The following is a 20,141-nucleotide window of genomic DNA, read 5'->3' as shown; positions in this document are numbered from 1 at the left end:
CTTGGGCACAGCGACATCCTTCCAGGCCTGCTCGGGAGCAAGCCAGCTCGGTTGTCACCGATCAGTGCAGCAGACCCGGACCACTCCACGCCTGTACCTCAGCGAGCGGTCGACGACACGTCCGGGCGAACCGCTCCAGTCACCCCCTGTGGCTAGAGGGATACATTGCTTTGCGCCACCATGATGCCACCCGTCCAGACGGCGACACCAGCCTCGCAGCGAGTGGGGATCAGGTGTCCTCGGTTCACCCGCCGAGGTCTGTGACGAGGTTGATGGCCACCGCCAGAACACCCGTCCCGAAGGTGTAGGAGAGCAGGGCGTGACCGAGCGCGACTCTCCTCGCCCGCGTGGACGTGGGTTGGACCTCGGAGACGGCGTAGGACATCCCGACGGTGAACGCCAGGTAGGCGAAGTCGCTGTAGGTGGGGGCCTCGTCCTGGTCGAAGTCGAAGCCCCCGCCTCCGCTCGACTCCGCCGCTGATCCTGCACCTGCTCCCATGGGCGCCCGTTCGTCGACGTAGTGCAGCCGGGCGTACTTGAACGCGTAGACCGTGTTCACCAACGCCCACGACAGGGCTACGCCCAGCACGCTCAACAGGACCGAGGCGACGGCCGCGGGGTCCTTCGCGCCGCTGGACTGCAGCAGAGCCACCACGACCACGGCCAGACTGGCGACCGCGGCCGTGATGAGCCAGACGTCGGTGGAACGGGTGGACCGCTCCTCCTCGGCCAGGCGCCGGGTGCCGACGGAGTCCTGAGGCCAACACCTGCGCCAGACCCACGTGAGCAGGACGGCGACAGCCACGGTCCAGCTGACCAGGGGCAGCAGCCGCAGCTCGGCGAGGAGGCCGACCGCCACGCCTGCGACCAAGCCGACCCCCAGGCTGGTGAGCGTACGTCGAACGGACAGCAACCGGTCGGCGTGCACCCCTAGGCGCCCGGGCGGAACACGGCCCGAACGCACCCGTCCTCCTTCTCCTTGAACATCCGGTAGCCCTTCGCCCCGTCGGTGAGCGGCATGACGTGGGTGGCGAGGTGTTCGGTGCGCACCTCCCCGCGGCTCATGGCTTCGAGGATCTCCGGGACGTAGCGGTGCCCGTGCTGCTGGGCCCCGCGCAGGGTCAGCGCCTTGTTCATCACCGCTCCCAGGGGGAACTTGTCGACGAGCCCGGCGAAGACACCGAGGGTGAAGACGGTCCCGCCCTTGCGGCAGGCGTAGATCGCCTCCCGCACCGCGGCGGGCCGGTCGGTCTGCAACCGCAACTGCTGCTTGACCTGGTCGTAGACGTGCTGGGGACCGGAGGTGTGTGCCTCCATCCCCACCGCCTCGATGCAGACGTCTGGCCCCCGGCCCCCGGTCAGCTCGCGCAGTTCCGCAGCGACGTCGACCTGCTCGTAGTCGAGGGTCTCGGCGCCGATGTGCGTGCGGACCTGTTCCAGCCGGTTGTCGTAGCGGTCGATCACGACGACCCGTTCCGCGCCCATGAGCATGGCCGCGCGGGCCGCCATCTGACCCACGCCACCGGCACCCCACACCGCGACCACGTCCCCCGGCTGGACCCCGGCCTGGTGAGCCCCCGTCCAGCCGGTGGGAGCGGCGTCGGAGGCGAACAGGGCCCGTTCGTCGGAGACGTCCTCGGGGATGGTGAACGCGCCCTGATCCGCGTACGGAACGCGGATGTACCGCGCGTGGCTGCCGGCCCAGCCGCCGAGCGCGTGGGAGTAGCCGAAGCAGCCGCCGATGGCCTGTCCCCACAACGCCTCGGTCATCCCGGGATTGGGGTTGCCGTTGTCGCAGAGGGAGTACAGCCCTTGCTTGCAGTACCAGCACTTCCCGCAGCTGATGAAGGAGACCACCACGACGCGATCGCCCACGCGGTGCTTCGTCACGTCCGGGCCGACCTCGGCGACCGTGCCCATGAACTCGTGGCCGAGCACGTCACCGGCCCGCATGGCGGGAACGTAACCCCCCATCAGGTGCAAGTCGGAACCGCAGGTGGCGCTCAGTCCCACCTCGAGGATGATGTCGCCGCGGTTGAGGATCGTGGGGTCGGGCACGTCCTCAACGCCGATCTCGTTCACTCCGCGCCAGGTCACCGCCTTCACCGCACACCTGCCGTCGGGGCCGACCGGGTCCAGGCCTCCACGAGGAGGCCTCCCGGTGTCGCCGTCCGTTCACCGTGCGGGGCCGGGTCGACGGCCAGCACCTCGCCCACCTCCAGGAGTTGCTTGGCCCGGCGCAGCGCGGACCGCAGGTCGGCCTGTGGGTCCTCACCGGTCAGGCGGTGGGCGGCGCCGTCACCGGTGGGCTGGTGGCGCAGTCGGGCGCTGAGTTCTGTTCCCTTGCCCCCCGCGGCTGCGCGGGTCGCGACCTCGATCCGCTCGCCGTAGCGCGCCAGAGGGGTAGGCAAGTGCGCGGTGTCCACGTCCGGGACTTCCGGGTCGAGAGTGACAGCGAGCCACCCCGACGACGGGGCGGCCGTACCGGGCCCGTTCCCGGTCGGGCTGAGGACGGAACGGACCCGCCGCAGGACCGCGACGCCGCCCCGAACGGCGATGGACACCGGCGGCGACACCGTGCTGTGCGAACTCACGAGCGAACCTCCTCCGTGGACTGACCTGCCCCGGCGAACTCCTGCACGATGCGCTCGCAGAACGCGGGCAGGTCATCGGGTGACCGGCTCGTGGTGATGTTGCCGTCGGTGACGACCTCCTCGTCGACCACCTCGGCCCCCGCGTTGCGCAGATCGGTGCGCACGCTGGGCCATGAGGTGAGCCGGCGATCGCGCGCGACGTCGGCCTCGACGAAGTTCCACGGACCGTGGCAGATGGAGGCGACCGGCTTGCCCGACTGGACGAACTCCCGCACGAACCGCACCGCGGCGGGATCCATCCGCAACTTGTCAGGGTTCACCGTTCCCCCAGGTAGGAGCAACGCGTCGTAGTCGTCCACCGAGACCCCCTCGAGCGTCGTGTCGACCCCGAAGGAGCCCGCCGACTGCAGGTCGTGGTCACGCGCCTGAATCTCTCCGGCGGCCAGAGAGACGACGACGGTGCGGGCGCCGGCTTCCTCCAGCGCCTGGACGGGTTGCTCGAGTTCGACTCGTTCCACGCCGTCGGCAGCCAGGACGGCGATCCGGCGCCCGTCCAGCGTCCCGCCCACCTCAAGCCACCGCCTGCGCCGTGTGGGGGTGCAGGACCACTTTGGTCCAGCCGTCCTCACGCTGGTCGAAGTGCTCGTAGGCCTCCGGTGCACGGTCAAGGGGCAACTCGTGGCTGACGATGAACGAGGGCTCGGCCTTGCCGCCGGCGATCAGGTCGCGCAGCTGCCGGTTGTACTTCTTGACGGGGGCCTGGCCGGTACCGACGTGCTGGCCCTTGAACCAGAACATGCCGTAGTCGAAGGCGAGTTTGCCTTGCTTGGCCAGTTCGTCGCTCGCCCCGGGATCCTGCGGTACGAAGACACCGACGTTCCCGATCTTGCCGGTGAAGCGCACGGAGGCCACCAGCCGGTTCATCGTCAGGTTGGCCTGCTCCTGCCCGTCTGGTTCGTGGGCCTGGTACCCGACGCACTCGCAGCCGTTGTCAGCACCGAGCCCCATCGTCTCCTCGAGGACGGCCTGGACGGGGTCGACCTCAGAGTCGTCGATGGCGATGGCACCGATGGATTCGGCGAGGCGCAGCCGGTCAGGCTGCCGGTCGACGACCATGACCTTGCTCGCCCCGCGGATGGTCGCTGAGAGAGCCGCCATCAGCCCGACGGGTCCTGCTCCGTACACGACCGTCTGGTCACCGGGTTTCACACCCGCCAGCTCGGTGGCGTGATAGCCGGTCGGGAAGATGTCGGCGAGCATGACGTAGTCAGTCTGACGCTGCTCGGCGTCCTCGCCCAGCCGCAGGCAGTTGAAATCGCCCCAGGGCACGCGGAGGAACTCGGCCTGACCGCCGGCGTAGGGACCCATGTCGGCGAAGCCGTATGCGGCGCCGGCCATGGTCGGTTCCGGCTGAGCGGTCAGGCAGTAGTTCGTCAGCTGCCGTTCGCAGTTCTTGCAGTGCCCGCAGGCGATGTTGAAGGGAAGGACGACCCAGTCACCGACACCGACCTTGTCCACCCCGTCGCCGACCTCGACCACCTGACCCATGTTCTCGTGCCCGAAGGAGCGGCCGGGCTCGAAGTCCGTCCGCCCCTCGTACATATGCAGGTCCGAGCCACAGATGTTCGTCGACGTGATCCGCACCACCACGTCCGTAGGACGCTCGATCCGCGCGTCCGGGACGTCCGTGACGCTGACCTGCCGCGGCCCTTGGTAGACCACCGCTTTCATGTCGCCTCCCTCGCTGCGTAGCCGCCCTGCCCAACGCTCGAGCGGTCCTGCCCATTGCACTCAGGCGGCACGCGCGGCGCTATTGGTAGTTCTGCCGATCCCGTGTGCCCCACGTTCCGCGGAGTCCGATCGCTGGAGACTGTGGCCCCTGGAATCCATGAGCAGTGCCTGCGGGACGTGGATGCTCCGCAGAATTCCGTCGCAAGGTGCTGGACCTGGTCGAATCCGGCCAAGCGGTGGCCGAGGTTCCAACGATCCTGGGGTGAGCTCGAAGACGATCAGCACCTGGCGCCGACTCGATGCTCAGCGCAGCGGGAGCGACGACACCACCGGGCGAGGCGCGCAGGAGGTCCCACGGGCCACCTCGGTTGCCACTCACTGGGCTGCGGTGTCGGGCACATCGGTTCAGCCTCTCCCGGGCGATGACGACGCCGATCACGTCGAGACGCATGGGCGACGCGAGTGAGCTGCTGCCTGTCGCCGTCGCTGCGGACGACAGCGCCACGACGACGCGCACGAGGTCACTGTCGAGCGAGGTCACTGTTCACCGAGGTCGCGTGAACGTTCAGCTAACCCCCACGCGTGAACAACCCCTCCACCTCCGGAGTGAGCTGGTTCGTAGCCGCCAGACGGGTGATCAGTTCCGCCGCTCTACTCCCCCGCAACCCCGCCGCGGTCAGACGCCCATCACGCACGAACGTGTAGACGCCACTGACCGGGAAGGCCGTGACGTGCTCGACCGTAGCCGCGACGGAGCGCAGAGCCTGCTGCACCGGTTCGCTCTGCAGCGCCCGCCGACGGGCCAGCGGGTCGGTGAAAGCGATCTCGGCGACCAGGAGTTCCCGTCGTCCGGGGCCGGCGTGGTGGGCGACGTTGGGCGCTGGCGGCTGGTCGGCGTCGGCCTCACGGGTCGAGAGGTCGTGCACGCGCAGACCGGTCAGGTTCTCCTCCGCGAGCAGGGCCGGAGTGAGAACGTCACGCACGGCGGCGCCCAGGTCGCTGCGCGCGCCGGGCTGGGCACTGAAGTGGACGTGCATACGGTCCTGGCGTTCGGGACCGTTCGGGGTCGGGTCGCGGCGCTGGTCCAGCAGGGTGCGTGACCCTGCAGGTAGGTCGTAGGCCAGGGTCTCCGCGAACATGTTCTGCTCGTCGCTGAACAGCAGCGGGCTGGCGTCCTGGAACGTCTGCTGCTCGCCGGCGGAGGCGAAACCGATCTCCACGGCCCCGTCCAGGACGTAACCGGGCAGAGGCTCTGCTCCTTCGACCACCGGCCAGAGGTGCCCGTCCTGCTCACGGTGGAAGTGGTGCTGCACGTACCAGCCCAGACCGGGTAGGCGCGAGCAGAGCGGGCCGTGGACGTCGCGCCAGTAGTTCGCGAAGTCCGCGTGGGGGACGACGTCTCGGCGCAGGACCGTGGTGTAGGTGTTGACGCGGATCGCCTCGTCACGCGAGCTGTGGTCCGGGTGGCTTCCTGACGAGCTGGGCACGAGGTGGAGTCAACCCCGCTCACCGCGGCCTCGCACGTCGCACTGGGACACCTCACCCTGCCCGAGCGCCGGAAGTCCGGCCGGCAGGCGAGCGACCTCGCGATGGCCGCCTGAACGTCCAGAGAGGAATCCCCGTGGCCCAGTTCAAGGTCTACGGCCGCGACACCGTGCTGCGTCCCCTGCGATCCAGCCTGTCGGACACCCTGCACGCCGCAGCGGTGGACGTGCTCGGTCTCCCGGTGACCAAGCGGTTCCACCGCTTCTTCCCCCTGTCGGCCGAGGACTTCCCCACGCCGGAGGGCCGCAGCGAGCGGTACACCATCGTCGAGACCCCACGCCACGACTGGGGGATCCGCGGCCGGCCGGGCGACGAACTGTCGCTCACCTACCGGGTGGAGACGTGAGTCGACGGCGCAACCGGAGGGCGTTCACGACGTAGAGGAGCCCCAGGACGACACCCACGTTCCGCCACGAGTGCAGTCCGAGGACGACTCCCGGCAGCGACAGGCAGAAGAGGACGATGCCGCACACCAGCCACCGCCAGAAGCGGCCGCGGAGGCTGCGCTGCTCGGCCGCGAGGTTCCGGGCCGCCTCGAGCTCAACGTGGCTGCGGACCACACCGTCGAACGGCGCGCCGGTCTGCGGGTCCCACGCGGGCCAGCCCGTTCCCCGTGCCACCGCCGTGACCGCAGCGCGGACGTGCTGCTGGAGTTCGGCGTCACCCTCCTCGCCGGGGGGCGGGAACGCCACGAGGGCGTCCTCCGCGAACAGGTTCACCAGCAACCCGGTGTCGAGGAAGTGCAGCTGAGCGATGGCATCGTCGGAGTTCGACTGGACCGGGCCGGGGACGGTCCGCCGGACCTCGGCCTCGATCCACGCCCACTGCTCGAGACGGGCAGGGCTCAGGGGGAGCCAGCGAGCCGCGTCCTCGTCCTCGGGACGTGGCGCGAGGATGATGTCGTAGCCCACCCTGACCCTTCGGCAGCCACGGCTCGGGCCCTCACCAGGATCACCCGTTCGCGTCCTCGATGAGCGTGAGCTGCGTCCCGTCGAGGTCGATGAGAGCCCCGGAGCGGAACCCCCAGGTCTGCTGCTCGACGGGCACCAGGCGCGGGATGCCTCGCCGGGTCTGCGGCACTCCGGAGGCGGCGATGGCCGACCAGAGCGCGTCGACGTCGGCCACCCGCATCGTGCACGGGAACGAACTCTCGGAAGGCACCAGCGAGGGGAACGGGAAGAACTCCAGCTGCACCTCGCCCCGGCGCAGGATCAACCAGCCCTCGTCGCGGAACGCCACCTCGAAACCGAACGCACCGTAGAACGCCACCGTGGCGTCGAGGTCACGGGACGGGAGGTTCGGCAGCGCCCGGTCGGCCATGGTCTCCGTTGTACCCGAACCGCGCGACGCAGTGCCAGACCCGCTTCAGGGTCTGCCCGTCGTGCTCACCCGTCCAGCTCGCGGCGCCGATGACGGTCGGGTCCACCACCGCCGCCAGGGACGCGCCCACCGCCGCGACCTCGGGGCCCCGGAACGCACGGACCTCGGGACGGGAGAAGTCGCTGCGGGACAGCGCGAACCCCGGGTGCCGCTCGACGGGTGCGGGGAACCCGCGGGTCTCGCCGGTGAACGACGGGTCGAGCACCAGCGCCTCGACGTCGCGGTCGAGGCGCAGACCCCCGTGCACGTGGGCCTCGACGTAGTCGTCGAGGACGTCGCGTCCGGACGTGTCCGCGAGCGCCGTGAGGTCGCACCGTTCGCGCACCCCGACGTCGTCCGGTTCCGCGGCGGAGTCGGGGAAGCAGAAGGTGGTGCGCGCCAGCACCTCGGGCCTCAGCCGCAGGTGCGCGGACCCGAACCGGACGGATCCCCCCGCGGGGCGGGAGCGGTGGTTCAGCGATCCGTAGACCGGTCGGGCGGTGGGCGGCGCGTCGTCGTAGGCGGCGCCGAAGAGGCGGCTCTCCCAGGTCCACCGCTCCCCGCCGGGGTGAGCGGTGAGCCCGCCGTTGGAGGTGCCCGTGGCGAACTGGGACAGGTAGGCGCCGTCGTCGAGCAACGCCTGCAAGGTGCTGCGCCCACCGGCGTCGCGGTCGGGGTGGAAGTGCACCGTCACGCGCACCGAGGGGTCGAGAGGTCCACCGCGCGCGAGGCTGCGCACGTGCGCGAGCGCTCTCCCGGCGGGTCCGTCCACTCGGTCATGGTCCCCCGACGCGGCACCGGTGGCCCAGCTCCGGGCCGTCTCGTAGATTCCTGGGCATGACGCTCGTTCCCTACACCGCGGGAGAGAAGCCGAGTCTGGTGGCCAGCCTGCAGCGTCACCGCGAGGCGGTCCTCTGGAAGCTCGAAGGCCTCGACGACGAACAACTGCGACGGCGGGTCGTGGGCTCCGACACGACGCTGCTCGGGACGGTGAAGCACCTCGCCTCGACGGAGTACAGCTGGTTCTGCTCGACGTTCGGCCGCCCCAGCGACGAGATCCCGTCCGAGGTGCTGGACGAGGACCCGCAGGCCGACTGGCGGATCCACCCGTGGGAGACCACCGAGGGGGTCCTGTCGTACTACGAGCGGGCCCGTGCCGCGGCCGACGAGGCCATCCGGGAGATCAAGGTCACCGAACGCGGGACGTCCTGGAACGGGAACCGCGTCACGATGCGCTGGGTCCTGATCCACATGATCGAGGAGACCGCCCGGCACGCCGGTCACGTCGACCTGGTGCGCGAACTGGTCGACGGGCGGACCGGTGATCACCGGGAGTTCACGACCGACGTCTTCTGAATCGGGACTGAAGTCCTCAACTCCAGCCGCCGATCAGACCACGTGGCCTTCTCCTTCCGACCCCGAACCCTGCGCTCCCAGCTGCTGTTGCCGGGTGTGGGTGCCGTCGTCGTCACCGCCGGTCTGATGAGCGCCCTGTCGGCGGTGCAGGTCGGTGGCCTGTCGCGGGACACCGCCGCCGACGTGGGCACGCTGTCGGAGCAGTCGCTGCACGACGCCGGGACCCAGGTCCAGACCACCGTGGCGACCCAGGCCTCGGCCGTGCAGTCGATGCTGGACTCCGACCTGCGCGTCACGACCGACCGCCTCGCGCAGCACGGGGCGACGTCGCTGGGGGCCACCGCCACCTGGACGGCCACGAACCAGACCACCAAGGACAAGACGTCGGTCACGCTGCCCCGCCTGGAGTTCGGCGGCACGTGGCTCGGTCAGCAGGCAGACCCCGCGGCCACGGTGCCGGGTCTGGACGAAGCGGCCCGCCTGACGGGTGCGGCGACGACGGTGTTCCAGAAGATGAACGACGCCGGGGACATGCTGCGGGTCGCCACGACCGTCGTCGGCACCAGCGGGTCCCGCGCCATCGGCACGTACATCCCGGCCACGAACGCCGACGGCGCCCAGAACGCCGTCGTCAAGGCACTGCTGGCCGGGGAGACCTACCACGGCACCGCGACCGTCGTCGACAAGCCGTACGTCACCGTCTACGAACCGTTGAAGGTCGGCGACGAGGTCGTCGGCGCGGTCTTCGTCGGCCTGCCCCAGGCCGACGTCACGGCCGACCTGCGGGCCGCCCTCGCAGGGTCGACGGTCGGTTCCTCCGGCTACTACGCGGTGTTCTCCGACGGGGCCGCCTCGAGCGGCACCGCGGTCGTCGCGCCGAAGGGCGGCCAGGACGGTGACGCCATGGCCGACGCGACCGACGCCGACGGCGAGCCGTACGTCAAGGACCTGCTCGCGACCGCGAAGGGGTTGCCGGCCGGGGAGTTCACGACGAAGCACGTGACCCTGGACTCGGGGGGCTACACCGTCGGCCTCTCCCGCTACCCGGCCTACAACTGGGTCATCACCAGCTGGCTGCCCGACGCCGACACCGCCGCGGTCACCGACCGCATCACCGCGGGCGGGCACAGCCTGGTCCGCAACACCATCGTGCTGGGCATCGTGGTGGCCCTGCTCATGGCCGGCGTCATCGCGGCGATGGCCCGCACGCTCGTCCGCCGGATCGGCCGGCTCACCGAGGTCCTGCGCCGCGTCGCCGGCCGCGACCTCTCCGCCGAGGTCCTCGAACCCGGCACCGCGCACGCCGACGACGAACTCGGCGCGATGGGTCGGGCGCTGGACGAGGCCACCGGCGCGGTCCGCGACGCGCTGAGCGCGATGAGTTCCGGCGCCGCCCGGGTCACCGGCGCCGCGGGTGCCCTCGACGGGGCCGGCGACCGGCTGGCGGGTGCGGCCGACTCCACCGCGCAGGAGATCGTCCGGGTCACCGGGGACGCCACGTCCGTCTCCGCCGGGGTCCACGAGGTCTCCGACGCCGTCGAACAGCTGCGTGCGGCCGCGGACGAGGTGTCCGCGACGACCAGCACCGTGACCGTCGTCGCGGCCGACGCGGTGCAGCTGGCGCACGCCGCCACCGGCACCGTCGAACGGCTCGGGGCGAGTTCGCAGCAGATCGCGGACGTCCTGCGCACCATCACCGCGATCGCCGCGCAGACGAACCTGCTGGCGCTGAACGCGACCATCGAGGCCGCCCGCGCCGGGGAGGCCGGTGCAGGATTCGCGGTCGTCGCCGACGAGGTCAAGGAACTGGCCCGCCAGACCGCGCAGGCCACCGAGGAGATCGCCCCGACCCTGAACGCCGTGCAGGCGGAGGCGGCGGCCGTCCGCTCCGACATCGCCCGGATCTCCGAGACGATCGCGCACATCGACGGGCTGCAGGCCACCATCGCCGCGGCCGTCGCCGAGCAGCTCGCGACGACCACCTCGGTCAGCGGGACCCTGCACGCCGCGGCGGAACGGTCCAGCGGGATCGCGGTCGCGCTCGAGGGGACCGCCGGGGCCGTCCAGGGCACGACCGAGGAGGTCCGTTCGGTCCGGAGCCAGGTCGACGACCTCGCCGCGGTCGCCGGGACCCTGGACGAGCAGGTGCGTCAGTTCACGTTGCGCTGACCAGTTCCCGGCTGCGGCGGCGCTGGAGTTCCAGCGTGAGCGCGTAGCCGTAGATCGTCAGCGCGGTGAACACCCACAACCACAGGCACACCGCCACCGCCGCACCGACCTGGGTGTAACCGCCGAACGGGGAACCCAGGTCGACCGGGATCGCCAGGAACAGCACGAAGCCCTGCAGGAACCCCGACACGAACGCCCCGGTCGAGAACCCTCCCCACACCGCCGCCCACCACCCGGGACGCACCGGCCCGAGCACCCGGTAGACGTAGACCAGGACGGGCGACACGACGAGCCAGTCGACGTTCAGCGCGATGTACACCGCGAGCGTCGACCCCGGGATCCCGGATCCGAACAACCGGACCAGGAACGGCGCGACCTCGAGCACCGCGAGGAAACCCACGGGCGCCAGCAGCAGCAGCGGCAGCGCCTTCACCCGGATCCGCCAGGCCCCGGTCCTGCCCCGCACCGCCGGCGGGGCGGGTTCGGGGTAGCGGACGCTGACGCGGGCGAAACCCCGGCGCAGCCCCTCGCCGTAGACCGTCGCCGGGATGAGGGCGACGAGAACCGGCAACCACCCGACGTGGACGGCGGTCGCGGCGAGGCCGCGGACCACGTCGCCGGCGCCCTGGGCCGAGGGCAGCGCACGTCCGACGGAGTCGGCGAGGTCGAGGACCCGGTCCGCGCCGATCAGCGCCGCGAGCAGGCGCACCACGACGACGAGCGAGGGGACGAGCGCCATCGACGCGTAGAACGTCGCGCCCGCCGAGATGAGGAACAGGTCGTGGCCCTGCAGGCGCGTGTGGACGTCGGCGAACAGCGCTCTCAGCCAGCTGCCCGCCCGGGAGCGCCTCACGCGCCGGCCGGGAGGAGGCGGACGGCTTCGGGCGAACGGGACCCGCGGTAGGTGCGCCGGTAGGCCGTGGGGGTCGTCCCCACGAGTCTCAGGAAGTGCTGACGCAGCATCGCCGCGGACCCGAACCCGCAGCGGCGGGCGACCTCGTCGACGGTCTCGTCACCGTCCTCCAGCAGGTTCCGCGCCGCCGAGACCCGCTGCTCCAGCAACCACCGGTGCGGGGTGACTCCCGTCTCGGCCCGGAAGCGGCGGGCGAAGGTGCGGGCCGACATCGTCGCCGTCCGCGACCAGCCCGCGACGTCGATGTCCTGGTCGAGGTGCGCCACGGCCCAGGTCAGGGCGTTCTGCAGCGACTCGTCGCCGCAGGCCCGGACGGGAGCCTCGAGGTACTGGGCCTGGCCACCGTCGCGGTGCGGCGGGACGACCATCCGGCGCGCGATCGCCGTCGCGACGGCGCTCCCGTGGTGACGCCGCACCAGGTGCAGCGACAGGTCGATGCCGGCGGAGGTCCCGGCGCTCGTCGCGACCGGACCGTCCTCGACGTAGAGGACGTCGGGCACCACTTCGACGAGCGGGAAGCGCTGCGCGAGTTCGGCCGCGTAGCGGTAGTGCGTCGTCGCCCGGCGCCCGTCGAGCAACCCGGCGTGAGCGAGCACGAAGGCCGCGCTGCAGAAGCTCGCGACCGTCGCCCCGCGGTCGATCGCCGCGTACAGCCTCTCGTGCAGCGCCTCCCCCGCCGGGCCGCGGTGGGCCTTGGTGGGGGTGACAATGATCAGGTCGGCGGCGTCGAGACGGTCGAAGCGGTGGTCGGCGGTGAGGCTGAAACCCTGGCGCGAACCGACCGGGCCGGCGCCCTCCGTGCACACCGCGAACCGGAAGGCGGGAACGCCCTCCTCGGTCCGGTCGATGCCGAACACCTCGCAGGCCACCGAGAACTCGAAGGCCGAGAACCCCTCACCGACGACGACGGCCACGTCGTGGAGGTCACCCGGAACACCCATGGCGGGCAGTCTGCCAGCCTTCGGACGGCTTGGCAGGATCTGGACGAACGTCGGCAGAGCTGCCACTCGGCGGCTGCGGTCGCGCCGAGCACGCTGGAGCCGTGTCCACAGACCTCACCGCCCTGGTGGTGCTCCTCGTCCTCGTCGCCCTCGCCGTCCTGGCGCCCCGCTGGGGTGTCGACAGCCGCCGCTCGCGGGAGTGGTCGCCGGAGGGTCCCCTCGACCACCCCGGTGCCGACCACCCCGGTGCCGACCGGTGAGCGTCGACACGATCGTGCCCCTGGACCACCGGGCCGCCCTGGCGCAGACCCAGGCGACCTTCCTGGCGCTGCTCCGCCACGTCGAGCCCACCGCCCGGGTTCCCGGCTGCCCGGACTGGGACGCCGCGCACCTCACGGCCCACCTGACCGGCGTCCACCGCTGGGCCGTGGCCATGTCGCGCACGGCACCCGGCGGCGACGACGTGCCCGACGACGTGCCCGACGACGCCGACCCGCCGGTGGCGCGCGATGCCGCGCAGGAGTACCGCGCGGCCGCCGCGGACCTGCTCGCCGTCCTGGACGAGGATCCCGACCGGCCCTGCCGCACCCTCACCGGAGCCGGGCGACGGCGGGACTGGGCCCGTCGTCAGCTGCACGAGACGCTGGTGCACACCTGGGACCTGGCCGACGCCGGCGACCTGCCGCGGTGGGGGCCACCGGAGGTCGTGGCCGACGCCGTCGAGGAGGTCCTGGACACGCTGCACCCGCGCCAGGTCCGGCTCGGCCGGACCCCCGCCGCCACCGTCAGCGTCGAACTGCTGGGCTCCCGGCGCTGGGTGCTCGGCGACGGTCCGCCGGTCGCCGCCGTCGCGGGCGCCGACGCCGACCTCCTGCGGCTGCTGTGGCGACGGAGCGACCTCTCAGGGGCCGGGCTCGTCGTGACCGGCGACGCCGCGCGGGCCACGGAGCTCCTCGCCGGGCGCCTCACGCCCTGAGGTCGCCGCGCGGGCCCCACCTCGACGACACGACAGGGTCAGGGCGCGTCCACGCCGAGACCGAGGACCTGCTCGAACGCCGCACGGGTGCCCTCCACGAGGTCTTCGGGGCGGTCGGAGTACGCGCGGGCCGTCGCCCAGCAGGCCGACGCGAGCTGTCCGGCGAGAGCGGCGGTGTCCTCGCTCCACCCGTTCTCGGCCAGGAGCACCCCCAGCCGCCGGGCGATGAGCTGGGCCTTCACCGCGCTGCGTCCCCGCAGTTCCACGTGTCCCTCGACCAGCCGCTCGTGGCGGCGGTACTCCTCCGGGTCCTCGCAGACGTGCGCGCACAGGCGCAGCACCAGGGGCTGGAGCGCCTGGACGGCACCTCGCGCGGACCGGCCGCCGGGAGGGACGGGGTCGAGGTTCTCCGCGGTGAGGGCGTCGAACAGCGCCTCCTCCCGCGCGAAGACGACCTCCTGCTTGTCGCCGAAGTGCCGGAAGAACGTCGTCCGCCCGACCTCGGCCCGCTCGGCGATGTCGGACACCGACACGTCGTCGAAGCCGCGCTCGGCGAAGAGTTCCGCCGCGGCACGCACGATGCGCTCGCGGGCCGCGCGCTGCTTGCGCTCGACGAGGGAGGAGGCCGAGGTCATCGGCGCAGCGTAGAGCACCGGGACCCTGACGGTCTCGCGTTCACGAAGGGCTTGCGTTCAGTTTGGTACTGAGTACCATCGGAGCGGTCGGGTCATCGGGAACCGGCACGAACGGGAGGACGGACCATGGACACCGCGGACCGTTGGGCGATCACCGAGACGCTGAGCTCGGTGGGCCACGTCTTCGACGAGGGCAGGCTGGACGAGATCGACACCGTCTTCACCTCCGACGTCGTCTACGACATGAGCGCGGTGGGGATGCCGGTGATCCACGGCATCGACGCCGCGCGGGAGGTGGCCCGGCAGCTGGGAGCCCACGGCCCGGTCTCCCACCACGTGAGCAACGTGGTCGTGCTCGACCGGGGTGGCGTGGACAGCGGGGCGGACAGCGGGGCCGAGGACGGCGACGAGGTGGCCGTGGACTCCAAGGGACTCATGCTCATGGCCGACCGGACCCTGACCGCCGTCGTGCACCACGACGTGCTGCGCCGGGAGCCGGGAGGCTGGCGCGTCGCACGGCGGCTCGTCGTCCCCCCGGGCAACGGGCAGCAGCGACAGGAGGACTAGGCGACCAGACCCAGGCGGCGCAGCTCCACCGCGAGGTCGTGCGGGCTGGAGGCGGCCATCTGGGCGTCCTCCAGGGTCACGACGCCGTCGCGGACCAGCGTCACGAGGTGCTGGTCGAACGTCTGCATCTGGTAGTACTGGCCCTCGCGGATGAGGTCGGTGATGAGGTTCGTCTTGTCCGGGTCCGCGATGGCGTCGGCGATGCGACCGGTGTTCACGCAGATCTCCATCACGACGCACCGACCCGCCCCGTCGGCGCGCGGGACCAGCCGCTGGCAGACGATGCCGCGCAACGAACCCGCGAGGGCCAGGCGGACCTGCTTCTGCTCGTGCGGGGGGAAGAAGTCGATGATGCGCGAGATCGTCTCCGCCGCGTCGATGGTGTGCAGGGTCGACATCACGAAGTGACCGGTCTCGGCCGCGGACAGCGCCGCCTTCACGGTCTCCTGGTCACGCATCTCCCCGACGAGGATGACGTCGGGGTCCTGACGCATCGCGGCCCGCAGCGCGGTCCCGAAGTCGGCGGTGTCGAGGCGGACCTCGCGCTGGCTGATCATCGAGCGGTTGTCGGTGTGCAGGACCTCGATCGGGTCCTCGATGGTCACGATGTGGGACTCGCGCACGTTGTTGATGTGGTCGATCATCCCGGCCAGCGTGGTCGTCTTGCCCGAGCCGGTGGGGCCGGTGACGAGCAGCAGCCCGCGGTGCTCGAGGGCCAGCTGCTCGATGACGGGCGGCACGCCGAGCCCGGCCAGGGGAACGGCCTGCGCCGCGACGCGACGCAGCACCAGCCCGACGGAGCCGCGCTGGCGGAAGGCGTTGACGCGGAACCGACCGGCGCCACCGGGCAGGCTGTAGGCGAAGTCGGCCTCGTTGGTGCGGGCGAACTCCTCGATGAGGTCGGCGCGCAGGATCTGCTCGAGCATCCGCTCGGTGACGTCCGGGGTCAGGACGGGGGCCTGCAGGGCCCGCAACCGGCCGTCGATGCGGATCCGGGGCGGGGAACCGGCCTTGCAGTGCAGGTCGGAACCGCGCAGGTCGACGAGAGCGCGCAGGTACGGCGTGATGAGCGGCTCCACGGGTGCCGCGACGTGGCCCGCCGCCTGCTCGCTCGTCGTGCCGGCGTCGGTCCCCTGCGTGATCGTCACCGTTGCGGCATCGGGTCTCGCGGGCGCGACCTTGAGCACCCCTCACCCCGTGGGACGATGGACGACGAACAGACGCCCGGTTCGCCGGGTACCCACCGAGCGATGGAGGAGGAGCTCATGAGCAAGCGAGGCCGCAAGCGCCGCTCGCGCAAGGGCAACGGCGCGAACCACGGCAAGCGCCCCAACGCCTGAGCGAGCAGCTCACGTACGACGAAGGCCCCGGACCGAACGGTCCGGGGCCTTCGTCGTACGTGCCGGGGTACGGGCCGGGCGTCAGTGGACGCTGACCTCGGTGATCTGCACCAGGATCTTCGCGCGCAGGGCCTGCGGGGCCTCCTCGCACGGGCACCCGGCGCGGATGGCCTGCTTCAGCTTCTCGTCCTCGGCCAGTTGCGCCAGGCAGCTGGCGCACTCCTCGAGGTGGGCCTGCAGGTGCGCGCAGTCGAGCTCGGCCATCTCACCGTCGAGGTACTCGAAGGCCCGCTCGAGGACCTCCCGGCAGTGACCCAGTTCCGACGTGCTCGGTTCCGAGGCGCTCACGACGCTCCCTCCGTCTCCGGTACGGCACCCGACACGCCACGACCGACGGCGTAGTCGCGCAGCAGCTCCCGCAGCAGTCGACGGCCCCGGTGCAACCGGGACATGACCGTCCCGATCGGCGTGCCCATGATCTCGGCGATCTCCTTGTAGGCGAAGCCCTCGACGTCGGCGAGGTACACCGCCAGCCGGAAGTCCTCCGGCACCTGCTGCAGGGCCCGCTTCACGTCGGAGTCCGGCAGGTGCTCCAGCGCCTCGGTCTCGGCCGAGCGCAGCCCCGTCGACTGGTGGGACTCGGCCCGCGCGAGCTGCCAGTCCTCGATCTCGTCGGCGTGCGACTGCTGCGGTTCGCGCTGCTTCTTGCGGTACGTGTTGATGTAGGTGTTCGTCAGGATCCGGTACAGCCACGCCTTGAGGTTCGTCCCCGGCGTGAACTGGTGGAAGGCGCCGTAGGCCTTCGCGAAGGCGTCCTGGACGAGGTCCTCGGCGTCGGCGGGGTTGCGCGTCATGCGCAGGGCTGCGGAGTAGAGCTGGTCGAGGAAGGGCAGCGCATCGCGTTCGAAGCGCGCTGCGCGTTCGTCGGTGCTCTCCTCGGACGGAGCCCGATCGGTCTGTTCGGTCATCGCGTTCGAGGGTAGGCCCTGCGCGGGGGCACCGCTCGCGGCCCGGCGGCCACGGACGTCACGACGCGTCGGCGGACCGGCACTGGGGCGCTGCCTGACGCGCGGTTCGACCCGGCGCGCAGGCTCGAGAGGTGGTGCGAACGACATGTCCGGATCAACGCGAGGACCCGGGTGAGCATTCCGTCACACCCCGAGCAGTTCACCCGTCCGCAGGTCCACCGCCCCCTCGAGCTCGGCCGGCGGGACGGGGGCGAGCAGGTCGTCGTCGGTGTTGCGGACGTTGCCGACCCGGCGCGAGACGGGGTGCGCGTCGAGGGTGCCGCCGAGGAAGAGGTCGTGCGGGACGGCGTCGAGGAGGGCCTGCACCTCCTCCGGGTCGTCGAGGGAGGGGTCCAGCCAGGCGTCGCGCAGGTCGCGCGGGACGACGAGGGGCATCCGTTCGTGCAGGCGGTCCAGACCGGCCTCGGCCGCCGTCGTGACGATGGCGAAGGACACCAGCCAGCGCGCCGGGTCGTCCGCGGCCCTGGTGTCGTCCTTCCAGAACTCGTAGATCCCGGCCAGCGACAGCACCGACCCGTCGGCGTTGGCGACGGCGAACGGCTGCTTCAGCGGCTTGCCGTCCCCGCCCTTCGCGCTCTCGCTGGTCTGCCACTCGTACCAGGCGTCGACCGGGACGAGGCAGCGCCGGGCGGCCGCCGCCTTGGCGAACGCGGGCTTGGCGAGGAGGGACTCGACGCGGGCGTTGACCATCCGGGCCCCACCCGTGGCGTCCTTGGACCAGCTCGGCACCAGTCCCCACCTCAGCGCCCGCAACGAGCGCGTCGGCGGCGCGTCCTCCTCGTCCTTGCGGAAGCGCTCGAGGACCACGGGGGGCGTGGTGGTCGGGGCGATGTTGGTGGACAGGGTGACCACCTGCTCGGAGCCGGACACCGTGTCGTCGTCGACCTCGAACTCCGCCACGAGGTCGTCGACGTCTCTCCGCAGGGCGTATCGACCGCACATGCCACACACCCTGGCACGCGGCTCCGACACCGGCCCCGCGGTCGCGGTGATCACCGCAGTGCGGTAGGCAACTCCCATGACTGTGGTGCGACGAGTAGCCCGTCCGATGCTGGCGGCGATCTTCATCAAGAACGGGATCGACCAGGTCCGGCACGCCCAGGACCTCGCCCCGTCGGCCGAGCCGCTGGTGCACCGCGTGGCGGGCCCGCTGCGCCTGCCCGACGACCCGGTCCTGCTGGTCCGCCTCAACGGCGCGGCCATGGCCGGCGCCGGTGTTTTGTTCGCGCTCGGGCGGGCCCCGCGCCTCGCCTCGACGGTGCTGGCCCTCACGGCGGCCCCGAGCGCGTACGTGAACCACCCGTTCTGGTCCGAGAAGGACAAGGCGGTCCGGGCGGAGGTCCTCGACGACTTCCTCACCGACGTCGGGCTGCTCGGTGCGGCCCTGCTCGCGGCCGTCGACACCGCCGGCAAGCCCGGGGCGTTGTGGCGGGGCAAGCGCGCCGGTCGCGACGCCCAGCGCCTGGCCAAGCTCGCCGCCCGCGAGGCCGTGCACGCGGTCGAGGTCGGCAAGCTCGACGTCCAGCTCGCGGCCGCGAAGCTCGGCTGACCACGAACCCGCCCGCCCCTCGGCCACGACCCCGTCCGCGAGGTCGTGGCCGCGGGTCGCCGGGGACTGCGAGGATGCTCCCCGTGACCCAGGACGACCCGAGCAACCCACCCGAGGACGAGCTGTGGGCAGCGCCCACCGCCGCCGGCCCGTTGGACGCCGTGGTGAGCGTGCCCGGATCGAAGTCCCTCACCAACCGCTACCTCGTGGTGGCGGCCCTGGCCGAACGCCCGTCCCTGCTGCGCGACCCCCTGGCCTCCCGCGACACCCTGCTGATGGCCGACGCGCTGCGCCTGCTCGGGACCGACGTGGTCGAGGGCGGTCGCGACGTCGAGGGGGTGGACCCCCGTGACTGGGTGGTCCGACCCGGCCCCGTCACGGGCGGGGCGCGCATCGACTGCGGTCTCGCCGGGACCGTCATGCGCTTCCTGCCCCCCGTCGCCGCGCTGGCCTCCACCCCCGTGCACTTCGACGGGGACGAGCGCGCGCGGGAGCGTCCCATGGGCGCCGTGCTCGACGCGCTGCGTCAGCTCGGGGCGCTCGTGCAGGACGGCGGGAACGGGCTGATGCCCTTCAGCGTCCAGGGCCCCGCGGGTGGTCTGCGCGGCGGCACGGTCCGCATCGACGCCTCCGCCTCCAGCCAGTTCGTGTCGGCCCTGCTGCTCATGGGCGCCCGGACCCGGGAGGGTCTCGAGGTCGTCCACGAGGGCCCGCCGATCCCCAGCCAGCCGCACGTCCGGATGACCGTGGAGGTGCTGCGCGACGTCGGGGTGGTCATCGACGACGCCACGCCCGGCCGCTGGTTCGTCGAGGCGGGCGAGATCAACGCCCTCGACGTGCAGGTCGAGCCGGACCTCTCCAACGCGGGGCCGTTCCTCGCCGCCGCGGCCGCCGTGGGCGGCCGGGTGCGGGTCCCGGGGTGGCCGCAGTCCACGACTCAGGCCGGTGACCTGCTGCGCGACGTGCTCGACCAGATGGGCGCCGAGGTCAACCTCGACCGCGAGGGCCTGGTCGTGGAGGGCACGGGCGAGCTGTACGGGATCGACCTGGACCTGCACGAGGCCGGTGAGCTCGCCCCCGTGATCACGGCCCTGGCCGCGCTGGCCTCCTCCCCCACCCGGCTGCGCGGCATCGCGCACCTGCGCGGGCACGAGACGGACCGGTTGAAGGCCCTGGTCACCGAGGTGAACGCCCTGGGCGGGCAGGCCGAGGAGACCCTCGACGGGCTGCTGGTGCGCCCGCGTGCGCTGCACGGCGGGGTGTTCCGCTCCTACGCCGACCACCGGATGGCCACCGCCGGCGCCGTGCTGGGCCTCGCCGTCCCGGGTGTCCTCGTCGAGGACATCGCCACCACGCGCAAGACGCTGCCGGACTTCCCGGGCATGTGGGCGTCGATGCTCGCGGGAGCCCCGGCCTGAGCCCCCGCCAGCGGGGTCCG

The 20,141-nt window shown here is 71.9% G+C and carries 25 protein-coding genes; 9 read left to right on the top strand and 16 right to left on the bottom strand.

From position 1 onward, the window contains the following. Positions 1 to 244 precede the first annotated feature (244 nt). The 6 genes from AC0I8G_RS23495 to AC0I8G_RS23470 all read right to left on the bottom strand — a co-directional run bounded on the left by AC0I8G_RS23495 (position 245) and on the right by AC0I8G_RS23470 (position 5,812). The gene (locus tag AC0I8G_RS23495; protein ID WP_471732109.1) at positions 245 to 859 is read right to left on the bottom strand and encodes a DUF1345 domain-containing protein; all 615 of its coding nucleotides are present in this window, start codon (positions 857 to 859) and stop codon (positions 245 to 247) included. A 71-nt stretch (positions 860 to 930) separates the two neighbouring features. Beyond that, entirely contained in the window at positions 931 to 2,106 is a 1,176-nt protein-coding gene (locus AC0I8G_RS23490; protein WP_471732108.1) for a zinc-dependent alcohol dehydrogenase, read from the bottom strand. Continuing rightward, positions 2,103 to 2,594 carry a hypothetical protein gene (locus AC0I8G_RS23485; protein WP_471732107.1) on the bottom strand — a complete coding sequence of 164 codons (492 nt, stop codon included), beginning with the start codon at positions 2,592 to 2,594 and terminating at the stop codon, positions 2,103 to 2,105. The genes AC0I8G_RS23490 and AC0I8G_RS23485 overlap by 4 nt, the downstream gene beginning before the upstream one ends. Beyond that, positions 2,591 to 3,163 carry a type 1 glutamine amidotransferase domain-containing protein gene (locus AC0I8G_RS23480; protein ID WP_471732106.1) on the bottom strand — a complete coding sequence of 191 codons (573 nt, stop codon included), beginning with the start codon at positions 3,161 to 3,163 and terminating at the stop codon, positions 2,591 to 2,593. Before AC0I8G_RS23480 ends, AC0I8G_RS23485 begins: the two co-directional genes overlap by 4 nt. A gap of 1 nt (position 3,164) precedes the next feature. After that, positions 3,165 to 4,325 carry a glutathione-independent formaldehyde dehydrogenase gene (locus AC0I8G_RS23475; RefSeq protein WP_471732110.1) on the bottom strand — a complete coding sequence of 387 codons (1,161 nt, stop codon included), beginning with the start codon at positions 4,323 to 4,325 and terminating at the stop codon, positions 3,165 to 3,167. Positions 4,326 to 4,894: 569 nt separating this feature from the next. Continuing rightward, entirely contained in the window at positions 4,895 to 5,812 is a 918-nt protein-coding gene (locus AC0I8G_RS23470; RefSeq protein ID WP_471732105.1) for an EthD domain-containing protein, read from the bottom strand. A 134-nt stretch (positions 5,813 to 5,946) separates the two neighbouring features. Here AC0I8G_RS23470 and AC0I8G_RS23465 point away from each other — a divergent pair, with 134 nt between their 5' ends. Then, on the top strand, positions 5,947 to 6,216 hold the full coding sequence (locus AC0I8G_RS23465) for a hypothetical protein (RefSeq protein ID WP_471732104.1): 270 nt from the start codon (positions 5,947 to 5,949) through the stop codon (positions 6,214 to 6,216). On the opposite strand, the gene AC0I8G_RS23460 is transcribed toward AC0I8G_RS23465, so the two are convergent. From AC0I8G_RS23460 to AC0I8G_RS23450, 3 genes are read right to left on the bottom strand one after another with little or no spacing between them, the layout of a single operon-like run. Beyond that, entirely contained in the window at positions 6,194 to 6,781 is a 588-nt protein-coding gene (locus AC0I8G_RS23460; protein ID WP_471732103.1) for a hypothetical protein, read from the bottom strand. The genes AC0I8G_RS23465 and AC0I8G_RS23460 overlap by 23 nt on opposite strands. A gap of 40 nt (positions 6,782 to 6,821) precedes the next feature. Next, positions 6,822 to 7,190 carry a bleomycin resistance protein gene (locus tag AC0I8G_RS23455; protein WP_471732102.1) on the bottom strand — a complete coding sequence of 123 codons (369 nt, stop codon included), beginning with the start codon at positions 7,188 to 7,190 and terminating at the stop codon, positions 6,822 to 6,824. Further along, entirely contained in the window at positions 7,153 to 8,001 is an 849-nt protein-coding gene (locus tag AC0I8G_RS23450) for a DUF3626 domain-containing protein (protein ID WP_471732101.1), read from the bottom strand. The genes AC0I8G_RS23455 and AC0I8G_RS23450 overlap by 38 nt, the downstream gene beginning before the upstream one ends. Positions 8,002 to 8,066: 65 nt before the next feature. On the opposite strand from AC0I8G_RS23450, the gene AC0I8G_RS23445 reads away from it, so the two are divergent. Both AC0I8G_RS23445 and AC0I8G_RS23440 read left to right on the top strand, forming a co-directional pair. Further along, the gene (locus AC0I8G_RS23445; RefSeq protein WP_471732100.1) at positions 8,067 to 8,585 is read left to right on the top strand and encodes a DinB family protein; all 519 of its coding nucleotides are present in this window, start codon (positions 8,067 to 8,069) and stop codon (positions 8,583 to 8,585) included. 42 nt (positions 8,586 to 8,627) lie between these two features. After that, complete coding sequence (locus tag AC0I8G_RS23440) at positions 8,628 to 10,754, top strand: methyl-accepting chemotaxis protein (RefSeq protein WP_471732099.1); 2,127 nt, start codon at positions 8,628 to 8,630, stop codon at positions 10,752 to 10,754. Here AC0I8G_RS23440 and AC0I8G_RS23435 read toward each other — a convergent pair. Then, positions 10,741 to 11,607, bottom strand: coding sequence for a YihY/virulence factor BrkB family protein (locus tag AC0I8G_RS23435; RefSeq protein WP_471732098.1), 867 nt, complete (start codon positions 11,605 to 11,607; stop codon positions 10,741 to 10,743). The two genes, AC0I8G_RS23440 and AC0I8G_RS23435, sit on opposite strands and share 14 nt — an antisense overlap. Then, positions 11,604 to 12,608 (bottom strand): GlxA family transcriptional regulator, encoded by a 1,005-nt coding sequence (locus tag AC0I8G_RS23430; RefSeq protein ID WP_471732097.1) that lies wholly within the window; start codon positions 12,606 to 12,608, stop codon positions 11,604 to 11,606. Before AC0I8G_RS23430 ends, AC0I8G_RS23435 begins: the two co-directional genes overlap by 4 nt. 101 nt (positions 12,609 to 12,709) lie before the next feature. On the opposite strand from AC0I8G_RS23430, the gene AC0I8G_RS23425 reads away from it, so the two are divergent. Together AC0I8G_RS23425 and AC0I8G_RS23420 are read left to right on the top strand one after the other, a co-directional pair. Next, positions 12,710 to 12,868, top strand: coding sequence for a hypothetical protein (locus AC0I8G_RS23425; protein ID WP_328292320.1), 159 nt, complete (start codon positions 12,710 to 12,712; stop codon positions 12,866 to 12,868). Then, the gene (locus tag AC0I8G_RS23420) at positions 12,865 to 13,584 is read left to right on the top strand and encodes a maleylpyruvate isomerase family mycothiol-dependent enzyme (RefSeq protein WP_471732096.1); all 720 of its coding nucleotides are present in this window, start codon (positions 12,865 to 12,867) and stop codon (positions 13,582 to 13,584) included. The genes AC0I8G_RS23425 and AC0I8G_RS23420 overlap by 4 nt, the downstream gene beginning before the upstream one ends. Positions 13,585 to 13,622: 38 nt before the next feature. On the opposite strand, the gene AC0I8G_RS23415 is transcribed toward AC0I8G_RS23420, so the two are convergent. Beyond that, complete coding sequence (locus AC0I8G_RS23415) at positions 13,623 to 14,219, bottom strand: TetR/AcrR family transcriptional regulator (RefSeq protein WP_471732095.1); 597 nt, start codon at positions 14,217 to 14,219, stop codon at positions 13,623 to 13,625. Positions 14,220 to 14,345: 126 nt separating this feature from the next. On the opposite strand from AC0I8G_RS23415, the gene AC0I8G_RS23410 reads away from it, so the two are divergent. Beyond that, positions 14,346 to 14,786: a nuclear transport factor 2 family protein gene (locus tag AC0I8G_RS23410; RefSeq protein ID WP_471732094.1), complete on the top strand. Its 441-nt coding sequence runs from the start codon at positions 14,346 to 14,348 to the stop codon at positions 14,784 to 14,786. On the opposite strand, the gene AC0I8G_RS23405 is transcribed toward AC0I8G_RS23410, so the two are convergent. Further along, positions 14,783 to 15,934 (bottom strand): type IV pilus twitching motility protein PilT, encoded by a 1,152-nt coding sequence (locus tag AC0I8G_RS23405; protein ID WP_471732093.1) that lies wholly within the window; start codon positions 15,932 to 15,934, stop codon positions 14,783 to 14,785. The two genes, AC0I8G_RS23410 and AC0I8G_RS23405, sit on opposite strands and share 4 nt — an antisense overlap. Positions 15,935 to 16,051: 117 nt before the next feature. On the opposite strand from AC0I8G_RS23405, the gene AC0I8G_RS23400 reads away from it, so the two are divergent. Then, positions 16,052 to 16,126, top strand: a complete 75-nt coding sequence (locus tag AC0I8G_RS23400; RefSeq protein ID WP_375791718.1) for a 50S ribosomal protein bL37 — start codon at positions 16,052 to 16,054, stop codon at positions 16,124 to 16,126. Between the two features lie 81 nt (positions 16,127 to 16,207). Here AC0I8G_RS23400 and rsrA read toward each other — a convergent pair whose 3' ends face one another. From rsrA to AC0I8G_RS23385, 3 genes are read right to left on the bottom strand one after another with little or no spacing between them, the layout of a single operon-like run. Further along, entirely contained in the window at positions 16,208 to 16,474 is a 267-nt protein-coding gene (rsrA, locus tag AC0I8G_RS23395) for a mycothiol system anti-sigma-R factor (protein WP_328292326.1), read from the bottom strand. After that, the gene (locus AC0I8G_RS23390) at positions 16,471 to 17,241 is read right to left on the bottom strand and encodes a sigma-70 family RNA polymerase sigma factor (RefSeq protein WP_380161411.1); all 771 of its coding nucleotides are present in this window, start codon (positions 17,239 to 17,241) and stop codon (positions 16,471 to 16,473) included. The genes rsrA and AC0I8G_RS23390 overlap by 4 nt, the downstream gene beginning before the upstream one ends. A 36-nt stretch (positions 17,242 to 17,277) precedes the next feature. Continuing rightward, positions 17,278 to 18,096, bottom strand: a complete 819-nt coding sequence (locus tag AC0I8G_RS23385) for an SOS response-associated peptidase (protein WP_471732092.1) — start codon at positions 18,094 to 18,096, stop codon at positions 17,278 to 17,280. Between the two features lie 76 nt (positions 18,097 to 18,172). On the opposite strand from AC0I8G_RS23385, the gene AC0I8G_RS23380 reads away from it, so the two are divergent. Both AC0I8G_RS23380 and aroA read left to right on the top strand, forming a co-directional pair. Then, positions 18,173 to 18,703, top strand: coding sequence for a DoxX family protein (locus AC0I8G_RS23380; RefSeq protein ID WP_328292329.1), 531 nt, complete (start codon positions 18,173 to 18,175; stop codon positions 18,701 to 18,703). A 74-nt stretch (positions 18,704 to 18,777) separates the two neighbouring features. Then, positions 18,778 to 20,121 (top strand): 3-phosphoshikimate 1-carboxyvinyltransferase, encoded by a 1,344-nt coding sequence (gene aroA, locus AC0I8G_RS23375; RefSeq protein ID WP_471732091.1) that lies wholly within the window; start codon positions 18,778 to 18,780, stop codon positions 20,119 to 20,121. Positions 20,122 to 20,141: the final 20 nt, after the last annotated feature.

It is taken from the genome of Kineococcus sp. AC630, from assembly GCF_979255925.1.
Note: the sequence above shows the minus strand (reverse complement) of the source record. Positions and strands in the feature narration are given on the sequence as shown.